At 55.2% G+C, this 13,077-nt stretch carries 9 protein-coding genes; 6 read left to right on the top strand and 3 right to left on the bottom strand.

Features of this window, described 5'->3' with window-relative positions:
• Positions 1-3: 3 nt before the first annotated feature.
• The gene (asd, locus tag CGZ80_RS01190) at positions 4-897 is read right to left on the bottom strand and encodes an archaetidylserine decarboxylase (RefSeq protein ID WP_094410948.1); all 894 of its coding nucleotides are present in this window, start codon (positions 895-897) and stop codon (positions 4-6) included.
• Between the two features lie 49 nt (positions 898-946).
• Complete coding sequence (locus CGZ80_RS01185; RefSeq protein WP_094410947.1) at positions 947-1,378, bottom strand: Fur family transcriptional regulator; 432 nt, start codon at positions 1,376-1,378, stop codon at positions 947-949.
• Between the two features lie 347 nt (positions 1,379-1,725).
• On the opposite strand from CGZ80_RS01185, the gene zigA reads away from it, so the two are divergent.
• From zigA to clpB, 4 genes are all read left to right on the top strand, one after another.
• Positions 1,726-2,979: a zinc metallochaperone GTPase ZigA gene (gene zigA / locus CGZ80_RS01180; protein WP_094411032.1), complete on the top strand. Its 1,254-nt coding sequence runs from the start codon at positions 1,726-1,728 to the stop codon at positions 2,977-2,979.
• A 216-nt stretch (positions 2,980-3,195) separates the two neighbouring features.
• Entirely contained in the window at positions 3,196-4,836 is a 1,641-nt protein-coding gene (locus CGZ80_RS01175) for a sulfatase (RefSeq protein WP_094410946.1), read from the top strand.
• A gap of 434 nt (positions 4,837-5,270) precedes the next feature.
• Positions 5,271-7,211 carry a molecular chaperone DnaK gene (gene dnaK, locus CGZ80_RS01165; RefSeq protein WP_094410944.1) on the top strand — a complete coding sequence of 647 codons (1,941 nt, stop codon included), beginning with the start codon at positions 5,271-5,273 and terminating at the stop codon, positions 7,209-7,211.
• 197 nt (positions 7,212-7,408) lie between these two features.
• Positions 7,409-10,084 carry an ATP-dependent chaperone ClpB gene (gene clpB, locus CGZ80_RS01160; protein ID WP_094410943.1) on the top strand — a complete coding sequence of 892 codons (2,676 nt, stop codon included), beginning with the start codon at positions 7,409-7,411 and terminating at the stop codon, positions 10,082-10,084.
• Between the two features lie 116 nt (positions 10,085-10,200).
• On the opposite strand, the gene CGZ80_RS01155 is transcribed toward clpB, so the two are convergent.
• On the bottom strand, positions 10,201-10,911 hold the full coding sequence (locus tag CGZ80_RS01155; protein ID WP_233148159.1) for a low molecular weight phosphatase family protein: 711 nt from the start codon (positions 10,909-10,911) through the stop codon (positions 10,201-10,203).
• A gap of 323 nt (positions 10,912-11,234) precedes the next feature.
• On the opposite strand from CGZ80_RS01155, the gene CGZ80_RS01150 reads away from it, so the two are divergent.
• Positions 11,235-12,161: a glycosyl hydrolase family 18 protein gene (locus CGZ80_RS01150; protein WP_094410941.1), complete on the top strand. Its 927-nt coding sequence runs from the start codon at positions 11,235-11,237 to the stop codon at positions 12,159-12,161.
• Positions 12,162-12,201: 40 nt separating this feature from the next.
• Positions 12,202-13,062 (top strand): ThuA domain-containing protein, encoded by an 861-nt coding sequence (locus tag CGZ80_RS01145; RefSeq protein WP_198953601.1) that lies wholly within the window; start codon positions 12,202-12,204, stop codon positions 13,060-13,062.
• Positions 13,063-13,077: the final 15 nt, after the last annotated feature.

Here is a 13,077-nt window from a genome sequence, read left to right as displayed (position 1 = left end):
CAGCTAGCTTAGGGAACCCGCGTGGTCGCCCATCTTGGCATACAGTTCGCATTGGTTGCCGGACTGCTCAACCAAGTCCTCGTCAAACTGAACGCGTCCCGGCTCGAAGATCGTAATCGTCGATGAACCGCCGAAGCGGAAGTAGCCCTTCTCGTCGCCTTTCTGCACCGCCGCGTTTTCGGCATAGGTCTGACGAATGCTGCCGACACAGGTTGCTCCAATTTCCAATTGCAGAACCGTTCCAAAGTGATCGGTTCTCAGCTCGGTGATCGTGCGTTTGTTGGTCGCCAAGATCTGGATGTTCTTTCGCAGCGCGATCGGATTGACCGAGTACAACGGTCCGTTGATCAAACGACAGGGGCCAGCTGTTCCGGCACAGGGAAAATGAAACCGGTGGTAATCGGTCGGACAAAGCCGCGAGAGCAACAAACTGCCGCCACGATAACGATCCGTCAACGAATCATCATCCAGCAGCGTCGCCAGATCAAACATCTGACCTTTGATGAACAGCCCGCCGGCTTGCGACAGATCGGGAACACACAAGTGCCGCCCGTCCGCCGGAAAGACAAACCCGTCCGAGGCCGAATCGATCGGACGTGCTTCCGGGCGAAGCTTGCGTGCGAAGAAGTCGTTAAAGCTTTCGAACTGCTCTGGGGCTTTGACAAATTCATCCGCGTCCAAGCCATATTTCATGATGAACGGAGCGACGCGTTCGCGAGTTTGCGGCTGATCCATTCGCCAACCATACCAGTGCGAAAAGAACGCACGTCGAACGACGGTGGCAAGAGCGAGTCGACCTGTACGTGTCCCATAGGTCCAACGCAACGCTTGATCGCCATAAACCAACTCGGTCCGATACTGACGCGAGTAGCGATCAAAATAAACAATGTCATCCATGCGTGAGTCGAAATTACTCGCGGCGAGAGAGCAGGGGGCGGAAACGAAACTATTTGCAGCTATTGCAACGACCGCGAAGCAAGATCTCCGTTACTTCGCCAATCGCTTGACTGGCACGCTCACTGGCCGCGGTCAGCTTGACGGTGTCGAGACAAGAAACGGTCCCACAGACGGTGCAAAGAAAATGCGGGTGCGATTCGGCATCACTTTCGCCGGGGCCAATCTCTTCGAATCGATACACATGATCGCCAAGCTCAGTCCGACGCAGCAACCCCGCCTCGGTCATATCATTGAGATTGCGAAAGGCCGTCGCCTTATCGACGCCGTCGACCGCCAAACGATCAGCCACCTCGGCATGAGTCAGCGGTGAATCCGCTTCACGCAACATCTGCAGCGTCGCCAATCGCGCTGGCGTGGCACGCAAACCCGCTGCCCGGATGGTGTCCTTGATGGAATCAGTCGAGCTCGGGGAGTCGTTCATAAAGACTGCAATGCGATGAATTCTTGGCGAATCGTCAGGGCGATTTGAAAGGACACGCGCTGCCCTTCATCAGCAAATATTCCGCAAAACATTTGCCACGCCAAGTCTATGACCGCCCAAATTGAGGGTCAAGTGCGGCGTCCTCGACGAACCTCACACATGCAATTCTTGTGCATTTACTCATTGAACCGAACCGGGACACCGATACAATCGCAACGCACATGCAACTCTTGTGCATTTAAAAAGATCACACGCTATCCATGTCGACGAACACCTGTCAAACACGGGCGAACCTTTTCGTCGGCGATTTCACGCGTTTGCCAGCACCCGCCAACTATCTCACGCCAATGAAACTCGATCCCTCTATCACTCGCCTCCCCGTCACCGTCTTGTCCGGATTTCTAGGGGCGGGCAAAACGACTCTGCTCAACCATGTCCTCGCCAATCGCCAAGGCTTGCGGGTCGCGGTGATCGTCAATGACATGAGCGAAGTCAACATCGATGCGGCACTCGTCCGCGATGGCGATGCGAATTTGTCGCGTACTGACGAACAGCTGGTCGAAATGAGCAACGGATGCATCTGCTGCACCCTTCGAGAAGACTTGTTAATCGAGGTGTCCAGATTGGCCAGGGAAGGCCGCTTTGATTACTTGCTGATCGAATCGACTGGCATTAGCGAACCGATGCCAGTCGCCGAAACGTTTACGTTCGAAGACGAAGAGGGCAACAGCCTGTCACACGTCGCCGAACTCGACACGATGGTAACCGTGGTCGACGCAGGCAACTTTCTGAAGGACTTTGGTTCCTGGGACGACTTGACCGACCGGCAGATCGGACTCAGTGAGGAAGACGACCGCAACATCGTCGATTTGCTGGTCGATCAGATCGAGTTTGCCAACGTCATCCTGCTCAACAAAACCGACTTGGTCTCACCGTACGAACTCGAACAGCTCGAACAAATTGTCCGTCGGCTCAATCCCAAGGCCGATATCTTGCATGCGAGCGAAAGCCGCGTGCCGCTCGAAAAAGTGATGGGAACCGGCCGATTCCAACTCGGCGAAGCTGAAGCGATGCCCGGTTGGCTTGCCGTGCCGCGTGGCGAAGAACAGACCGAGACCGAAGAGTACGGCATCAGCCACTTCGTCTACCGAAGCGAACGCCCATTCCACCCGCAACGACTCACGCAGGTACTCGACGAAGAATTCGACCATGGCTTGTTTGCCGGTGTCCTGCGCAGCAAAGGCCTGATGTGGATCGCTTCGAGGAACGACTGGGCATACGACTGGTCGCAAGCCGGTTGCTCGATCCGCATGACACCAGCGGGATTCTGGTGGGCGGCCGCACCGCAAGACGAATGGCCCGATGATCCAGAAATCGTCTCATCGATCCAAAGCAAAATGAAGGGTCCCTACGGCGATCGTCACCAAGAACTCGTCTTCATCGGCAACGGAATGGAACCCACGCGAGTCACCGAGATTCTGGACAGTTGCCTGTTAACCGACCTGGAGTACGTTCAAGGACCTGAGCTTTGGAGCAATTTTGAAGATCCGTTGCCGGCGATTGAATTCGCCAGCGAAGATGACGAGACGGCTGCCGTCTAACCATAACGAAACCGCTAGAATGACCGTCATTGATTTCACGGCGATTGACTGCGTAACAGCCAGCTGATTTTCGATTGTCGCCTTTCGCTCCGCGAAAGTAGCGTTCTCTGCTGCTCCTTTCACGGAGCAGGCGGCGGCATGATGAGAGAACCAATCTGAAAATCGAAAGGCTGTTGATTGATTGCCATTGATTAGTCTGCCCGCAAGAGAGTCACGATGCAGCGTTTTACGTTTGTGATCACCACGTTCGTACTGATCGCGGGCAACTGCTTGATCAGTCCCACTGCGAAAGCGGAAACGGCAAAGCGTCCGAACATTGTGATGATCTATACCGACGATCAATGTTTCGCTTCACTCGGCGCAACGGGTAACTCAGACGTTCGCACGCCGAATATGGATCAGCTAGCCGCTGACGGAATTCCATTTCGTCGGCACTACAACTCGACCGCGATCTGCATGGGCAGCCGAGCGTCGGTGCTGACGGGGATGTACGAGTACAAGACCGGCTGCAACTTTGACCATGGGCCGATGTATCCGGAACTGTTTCAGCAATCGTATCCGGTGCTGCTGCGCAACGCAGGCTACCGGACCGGCTTTGGTGGCAAATTCGGGTTCGCGGTAACGGAATCGAAAAGCGAAGCCGATGGTTCGTACGATGTCTTGCCAGTCAACCAATTCGATTCGTGGGCCGGCGGGACAGGACAAACCAACTATCAAACGGCCAAGAACAAATACTTGGCCAAGTACGCCGATCGCTATCCGCATTCGACGCGTGCCTACGGCGCATTCGCCACAGATTTCATCGGCGAATCAAAATCGGATGCTCGTCCGTTCTGTTTGACCCTGTTCTTCAAAGCACCGCACCGTCCGTTTACCCCAGACCCGTTCTTCGATGAGGTCTATCGCGATGTCACGTTTTCGAAACCAGAGAACTACGGTCGTGACGCTGCGCAACACCTGTCCAAGCAATCGCGTCTCGGTCGGCAGTACCTGACCTTCTTTCATGACATGGGCTTTGATCCGAAACGTTATCAAGCGACGATGCGAAAGTATCACCAACTGATTTACGGAGTTGACTATGCGATCGGAATGGTCCGCCAGGCTCTTCGCGATCAGGGTGTCGAGGACAACACCGTCATCATCCTCACAAGCGACAACGGATTCTTTTGCGGCGCACATGGCATGGGTGGAAAAGTGCTGCCGTATGAAGAAGGCTCGAAGGTCCCATTGATTGTTTATGACCCGCGCGACACATCAAACTCACCATCAACCAACTCGCGTCAGTGCGACGAATTGACGATGACCACTGACATCGCACCGACAATCTTGGATCTCGCAGGGCAAGCGATCCCCGCACAAATCGATGGGCGTAGCTTGAAACCCTTGCTCGTTGATTCAAACGCTTCGCTGTCCCGCGAGAGCATCCCGCTTTTTCAAATGTGGGGCGCACCGCCAACATTTTCGATGTCCGTCGTGACGCAGAAATACAAATACGTCTACTGGTGTTTCGGGGGCGGAATGGAACCTGCGGAAGAGTTGTTTGACTTGAAATCCGATCCGTTGGAAATGGTCAACATCGTCGGCGATCCGAAACACCAGGATCAGCTTGCTCGGTTGCGACAGCGATACGCCGAACAGCTGAAGCACCTCCAAGCAAACGCAGTCGACCGCCACGACTACCGCCCGTTCGCGACGCTGCTCGATCCCGCGATCGAATGGGATGCCAAAGCACCACTGGTGACTGAGCGCATGTGGCGACATTCACGAGCATTGGCCAAGCAGTTGGGAGTCGCAGAGCAAGGGATCGCGGGCGACCAATCGTTCGACTTTGACCAAATGATACGATCCGCCCAATAAGTACGACAGGTTCGGTTCTGCTGGCGAATGTCGCACGCCTGACGTGCCTGAAAGCCGGTTGAAAACGCACGTCTGTCAATCTGGCACCGGGCGATCAGGCTAGGATTTCGCCGTTTTTTGGTGACTGCCAGAAAAGCAAATTTGGCCGGTCCAAACGCAAAAACACGCGTTTCTTCCCGGCAAGAGCTGAACTTTTGTTGGCAGTGAATGCGTGATGCCCCGGAATCTGACAGCGGATTCGGCAACTGGCACGCTCTTTGCTTTCTCCCCACATCGACTGCAAAGCCGGCGAAATCGACAGGCCAGTGTGGCCTGGAGAACTCGCCGAAACGAATAGAAAACGCCAACTCAAGCGACCAGCGAAATCGGCCTCCCCAGTAGGCCGTCGGCGTACAACCAAAGTCGAATACCAACGTTCACGGAGAACAAATTCAATGGCTCAAGGCGAAAAGATTATCGGCATCGACCTCGGAACGACCAACAGCGTGGTCGCGATCATGGAAGGTAGCGAGCCGAAGGTCATCCCAAACGCGGAAGGCAACCGACTGACCCCCAGCGTCGTCGCGTTCACCGACAAGAAAGAAACGATCGTCGGCGAACCGGCTCGACGTCAAGCTGTCACCAACCCACAGCGCACCGTTTACTCGGCCAAGCGTTTCATGGGTCGTCGTCACAGCGAAGTCGAATCCGAAGAAAAGATGGTCCCCTATGGCGTCAGCGGGGCGGCCAACGAGTACGTCAAAATCAAAGTTGGCGACGAAGAGTACACCCCTCAAGAAATCTCGGCGAAGGTCCTTCGCAAACTGAAGGAATCGGCCGAGTCGTACTTGGGACACAAGGTCAACAAGGCGGTCATCACCGTACCGGCTTACTTTAACGATGCACAGCGTCAAGCGACCAAAGACGCCGGCCAAATCGCCGGTCTCGAAGTCGCCCGGATCATCAACGAACCGACCGCTGCAGCGTTGGCGTACGGCCTGGACAAGAAGAAAGACGAAAAGATCATCGTCTTCGACCTTGGTGGTGGTACCTTCGACGTTTCCGTTTTGGAAGTTGCCGACAGTGGTGACGAAGAAAACGAAAGCCGCGTCTTCCAAGTGATCAGTACCTCGGGTGACACACACCTCGGTGGTGACGACTTTGACGAAGCGTTGATCAACTACGTTGCCAACGAATTCAAGAAAGACAACGGCATTGACCTGCGTAACGACCCGATGGCACTTCAGCGGCTCCAAGAAGCCTGCGAAAAGGCCAAGAAGGAACTGTCGACGCTGCCCGAAACCGACATCAACCTGCCCTTCATCACGATGGACCAAAGCGGTCCAAAACACTTGACGATGAAGGTCACTCGCAGCAAGTTCGAAGAACTGATCGACGCGCTCGTTGAACGTTGCCGTCGCCCCGTCATGGACGCACTCGAGCAAGCCGGTTACTCGCCAAGCGAAATCGACGAAGTCGTCTTGGTCGGTGGTAGCACCCGAGTTCCTAAGGTTCGCGAAGTCGTTAAAAAGATCTTCGGCAAAGAGCCACACCAAGGCGTCAACCCAGACGAAGTGGTTGCGGTCGGTGCGGCGATCCAAGGTAGCGTTCTGGCTGGCGAACGAACCGACGTTCTGCTGCTGGACGTGACACCGCTGACCCTCGGTATCGAAACCGAAGGCGGTGTGATGACCGCTTTGGTCGAACGCAACACAACTGTTCCGGCCGAAAAGAAGAACGTGTTCAGCACCGCTGCCGACAGCCAAACCGCTGTCACCGTCCGCGTGTTCCAAGGGGAACGCAAGATGGCCGCGCACAACCGACTGCTGGGTGAGTTCGACCTGCAAGGCATTCCGCCGCAACCGCGTGGGGTTCCGCAAATCGAAGTCAAATTCGACATCGACCAAAACGGTATCCTGAGTGTTTCGGCCAAGGAACTGAAAACCGGCAAAGAAGCATCTGTCGAAATTAAAGAAGCGGGCGCTCTCAGCGACGACGACATCGAAAACATGCGTCGTGATGCCGAGGCAAACGCCGAAGAAGACAAACGACAGTTCGAACTTGCCGAAGCCCGCAACAAGGCCAACCAACAAGTTCACCAACTCGAAAAGGAAATGTCGGAGCACGCCGACAAGTTGACCGACGCCGACAAGGAACCCTTGAACAAGGCGATCGAAAAGGTCAAAGCGGCATCCGGAACCGACGACGTCAACGCGATCAAGCAAGCGACCGAAGAACTCGAAACCGCCGCCAAGGCGTTCAGCAAAGTCTTGTACGACAAGACCGCCGCTGCGGGTGAAGCGGAAGCCGCCGATGCCTCGGGTGCCGCCGGTGCGGCAGCAGCCGACAACGACGATGACGACGCGATCGACGCCGACTTCGAGGTCAAGAGCTAACGACGCCTCAACGTCTTTACCGAACGTCTCACCGGCCGATGCAGGTCGGCCGGTGAGCTGATTCAGACGGGTGACACGTCGCCCGTCTTTTTTTACGCACTGACGGAACCCTTAACCAGCTACGCATTACTTTACTGAACTCGATCGACCACCGAAGGAGCATTCCCCTCAGGCGGCCAAACGCAGGAGCATCCGAGATGACATTCCGATTCGATAAACTGACCACCAAAGCCCAAGGATTGATCGCCGAAGCGCAAGGCCGAGCGGCGTCCGCAGGGAATCCCGATATCACCTCGCTGCACTTGCTCAGCGCGATGCTGGACGAAACCGACGGCATCACCGGTGCGTTGTTGGAAAAAATGAATGTCGATTCGAAGCAGTTAACCGAACTGACTCGAAGCGAACTCGACAAAACACCCAAAGTCACCGGTGGACGCCAACCGAACGTGTCCAGCGAGTTGCAGTCCGCGTTCAACGAAGCCGCCACCGCTGCGGAATCGCTCAAGGACGAATACGTCGCGACCGAGCACCTGTTGCTTGGCCTAGCCAAAGCCAAAACGAAAGCACAAAGCTTGCTGTCGTTATGCGGCGTCAGCGCCGACGACGTCTTGAAAGCCGCAAGCGAAGTCCGTGGCAGCGCTCGCGTGACCGATCAAAACGCCGAGGAAACCTACCAGGCCCTACAAAAGTATGGCGTGGACCTGACCGAATTGGCCGCACAGGGCAAACTCGATCCCGTCATTGGCCGCGACAACGAGATCCGCCGGGTGATCCAAGTTTTGTCACGACGGACAAAAAATAACCCGGTTCTGATCGGCCAACCCGGTGTGGGTAAAACCGCGATCGCGGAAGGTCTGGCGCTACGGATCTTCGAAGCCGATGTGCCGACCAGCTTAAAAAACAAACGTGTCATCGCGCTCGACATGGGAGCACTCGTTGCGGGTGCGAAATTCCGTGGCGATTTCGAGGAACGTTTGAAGGCCGTACTGCGTGAAGTCAAAGACTCCAACGGTCGCGTCATCTTATTCATCGACGAGTTGCATTTGGTTGTCGGTGCCGGCAAGGCCGAAGGGTCACCCGACGCGGCAAACCTTTTGAAACCGGAACTGGCCCGTGGCGCACTCCGCTGCGTCGGGGCCACAACGCTGGACGAATACCGCCAACACATCGAAAAAGATGCCGCGTTGGAACGTCGATTCCAACCGGTCTACGTCGAAGAACCGACCGTCGATGACACGATCGCGATTCTTCGCGGGTTGAAGCCACGTTACGAATCACACCACGGTGTGCGGATCACTGACAGTGCACTGGTTGCCGCGGCCACGCTTGCCAACCGCTACATCACCGATCGATTTTTGCCCGATAAGGCGATCGACTTGGTCGACGAAGCGACCAGCCGATTGGCGATGGAAAAAGAAAGCGTGCCGGAACCGATCGACCGCATTCAGCGTCGCTTGCGACAGCTGGAACTCGCCCAACGTCAGCTTGAGGATGAGGACCAGGATGACGTTTCAATCGTCGCTAGCCGTGAAGACATCCAATCGGAAATGGACGAACTCAGCCGTGAACTGGTCGATCTACGTGAGCAATGGGAAAGCGAAAAGATCGGTCTCGAAGGCGTACAATCGATTCGCCAAGAAGCTGAAACGCTGGACCACCGGTTTGCGACGTTGGATGCCGAAGCGAAACAGACCCAACTGCGTGGCGAGAACCCTGAAGCGATCTATCGTGAGATGCTTGAGGTCCAATCGCGACAAAAGGAACTGCGGTCGAAACTCGAAGAAATCGAACGTCGTGACGCGTCGGCTGATGCCGAAACTGAAAAGCCCGAGCATCACCGCCGGTTGCTGCGCCGCGAAGTCACTTCTGACGAAATCGCCGAAGTCGTGTCGCTGTGGACCGGAGTCCCGGTCAATCGAATGCTGGAAACCGAACGGGCCAAACTGTTGGTGATGGAAGAACGCCTGCACCAGCGTGTGATCGGACAAGACGAAGCCGTCCGTGCGGTAAGCGACGCGGTCCGCCGCAGTCGCAGCGGACTTGCCGACCCGAATCGCCCGATCGGTTCGTTCCTATTTCTTGGTCCTACCGGTGTTGGTAAAACCGAGCTCTGTAAAGCACTCGCCGAGATCATGTTTGATGACGAACATGCGATGGTTCGGATCGACATGAGCGAGTTCATGGAACGGCACAGTGTCGCACGAATGATCGGCGCTCCTCCGGGGTACGTCGGCTACGAAGAGGGCGGAAAGCTGACCGAAGCAGTTCGGCGGCGGCCTTACACGGTGGTCCTGTTGGACGAAATCGAGAAGGCTCACCCGGATGTGTTCAACATCTTACTTCAGGTGCTCGATGACGGCCGATTGACAGACGGCCAAGGTCGCACGGTGAACTTTGCCAACACGGTGATCGTGATGACCAGCAACGCCGGAAGTCAAGAGATCCAACGCATCGCGGCAGAAAATGGATCCGAAGATGAAATGCATGAAGCGGTCCAAGAGGCTCTTCGTGCGCGATTCTTGCCAGAGTTCCTGAACCGAATCGATGACATGGTGATTTTCAAGCCACTCGATCAAGCCGAAATCCGTCAGATCGTCCGGCTGCAACTAGATCACCTAGCAAATCGTTTACGGGAAAACGGCTTGAACTTGGACGTCACCGACGCGGCTCTCGACGAAGTTGCCAAAGTCGGTTACGACCCGACCTATGGTGCTCGGCCGCTGAAACGTGTCATTCAACGTGAAGTTCAAAACCAGTTGGCAACGGCTTTGCTGAAAAGCACCTTCCCAGAAGGTAGCACGATCGTTGTCGATCACGACGGACTGAATTTCACGTTCAGCACCCGAAACGAGATGCAACCGGTCAACGTCTGATCGGTTGCAACATCGAATCGCCGGCAAAGTGAATGCGTTGGCCTTCGGTCGAAGGTCAACGCAGGCCACGATTTCCAAGCGGCTACCAAAGCATCTGCCTTGGTCTCTGACCTTGGTCACTCGGCAGCGTTCACGCGTTTTGCGACTTCACCGACAATGTAAAACATTTCCTGCGCGATCTGAAAGCAGCGTTCATCGTATCGATCACTTTCTTCGCTAGTGTTGTCGGCGACCTTGGGGTCTTCATAGTGCAGTGGATAGCGGGCGTCACTGCCGACCACGATGGGACATTCTTTATCAGCATCCGAACAGCACATCATCGCGATGTACTGCGACGTTGGGTTGCCTTCACCGTGATAGACCTTCGAAAACACCCGCATCGGTTCAGTAGCTTCGGCGCATTGGACCAGGTAGACGGGATTCGATTCTGGTCCGGTCGCGACAATCGACAAACCGGCGCGACGTAGGGCTCGCACCGTACGGATGTTGCAAGCGGTCGCTTCGGTGCCGCCGGAATAGGTCGCGATTTGTGGCAAACCGTAGTGTTCCGCCGCGACTTGGAACCAAACCTGTCCGAGGTGACTCCGTCGCGAGTTGTGCGTACAGATGAAGTTCAAACTGACTTTGTCGTCCGACTGGATCCGGGCTGTGACATCCTCAACGATCGTGTTCAAGAACTCACGCCGTGCAGCGGGAATTTGCGCGGTCGACGCTGTTACACGATCAACGAAGGGCTGAAGTGGTTCGATCAGTTCTGCCGTCGAAGTGACAACGAGTTGGGTATGGGCAGTCATGATGGCAGCGAGCAGTAAGAACGTTCGAATCATTACGGGACCTGGGTAGTCAACTTGTCTTCTGCCGCCACTATAGCAAATCCAAGTCACCGTCGACGTCGTCGTATTCCGGGCTTTGCTGCCCTATTTGCAATGTCGATTCTGCAATTGCAATCTCCCCCGCCAACTTCCCAGCACGGTTTCTAAGAACCCGCTCGCCACCCCAGTTCAGTGGTTGCGACGACAAGATCACCGAACAATACTCTCAGCTCCCTGAACACAGAACTCAAGCCGCGTCAATCGACACTGCTTGGTGTTTCCCGCCCCCACTTCTAGGAACAGCCGCTTTGGTTCCCCACCTTCGAATCGCATTGTTTATGTTGCTTGCCGTTGCAGTCTTTCAGCGACCGGCCAAAAGCGAAGACCATTATGTCGTCGGATACCTGATGTTCCGCGGCGACGTCGCACAACTTGAACAAAGCAACGCCCTGGACAAGTTAACGCACCTGAATCTCGCGTTTGCCAACCCACGCGAAGACGGCACCTTTCGTTTGCCAGCCAACTTAAACGAGTACGTCGAAGCGGCGCACAAGGCCAATGTGAAAGTACTGATTTCGATAGGTGGTGGCAGCGCGTCGGAGAACAAGTCGATGCGTCAACGCTACTTCGACTTTATCGCCGATGACCAGCGTGACTCCTTTGTCGAACGTTTGGTTAACCTTGTCAAATCGAACCACCTCGATGGCTTGGATGTTGACCTGGAAGGCCCCGCCATTGGTGAGGACTATGGCAAATTCATCGCGGCTCTTGCATCGAGATTTCACGGCGAAAATCTGCTGCTGACCGCAGCACTTTCTAAAGGCTATGGTGGGTCATCGGTCCCAGACGAATCGCTTCAGCAATTCGATTTCATCAACGTGATGGCCTACGACGCGACGGGATCCTGGGCACCAAACAATCCCGGTCCGCACTCGTCATTCGAATTCGCCAAGTCGAACACCGAGTATTGGCTCAAGCGAGGTTTACCCAAAGAGAAGCTTGTGCTTGGCGTTCCGTTCTATGGTCGTGGATTCAACAAAGACACCGGCCATCACACCTATCGCACCATCGTTCGCGATTTTCCCAACGCACACGACGTCGATCAAGTCGGCGATGTCGTTTACTACAACGGCACAAAAACGATCGAGGCGAAATCGCAGTATGTCAAAGACAACGGACTGAAAGGCATCATGATCTGGGAGATCAGTCAGGACACCAACGACGAACACTCTTTGCTAGGAATTATCAATCGCACCTTGAACTAATCGCCCGCGATACCGCTGACAACCAACCAAGAGTTTTACGATGCCTCACGCACCACGTTTCCATCGCCACATGCTCGCGGTCGCGGCACTATGCCTGATCGGAATCACGGTTTCTGGCAAAGCGATCGCCCAATCGGACGATTCACCGAGCTTTAAAGTGATCGCGTTTTATACCGGTACCTCGGATCAAGCGCACATCAGTTTCGTTGCCGAAGCGAAAGAGTGGTTCGCCAAGATGGCAAAGCAGCATCACTTCAAATTCGAGCACACCAATGACTGGAGTCGCTTGACGAACGACGAGCTATCCAATCGTGACCTGGTCGTGTTTTGGGACACTCGCCCCGAGTCACCCGAACAACGAAAAGCGTTCGAAGAGTACATGAAATCGGGCGGCGCATGGATCGGTTTTCACTTCGCCGCGTTTGCGTTGACGCCATCAGCCTACCCGCAGGATTGGGATTGGTATCACAACGAGTTTTTGGGTTCCGGCCAATACGTTAGCAACACGTGGCGTCCGACTTCAGCAGTACTGCGTGTCGAAAACAGTGACCATCCCGTCACCAAGGATCTGCCGGAGACGTTCGACTCGTCGCCCAACGAATGGTACCGCTGGGAACTTCCGCTGCGGGAAAATGCAGACATCAAAGTGCTCGTATCGATCGATCCGAAAAGCTTTCCGCTCGGCACCGGTCCGAAGCCGCACGAGATCTGGCACAGTGGCGATTACCCGGTTGTCTGGACCAACACCCGTTACCGCATGCTGTATCTAAACATGGGGCACAACGACATCGATTACGCCAACAATTCCAAACGTGACTTGTCACACACGTTCGGGAACGAACATCAAGATCGCTTGCTGATCAACGCGATCGAATTGTTTAAGAAATCATCATCACAGTAAACCGAATCTCGCAAC

It is taken from the genome of Rhodopirellula sp. MGV (assembly GCF_002251265.1).
GTDB classification, from domain to species: domain Bacteria; phylum Planctomycetota; class Planctomycetia; order Pirellulales; family Pirellulaceae; genus Stieleria; species Stieleria baltica_A.
The sequence above is the reverse complement of the archived record's forward strand: the minus strand, read 5'-3'. Positions and strand labels throughout refer to the sequence as shown.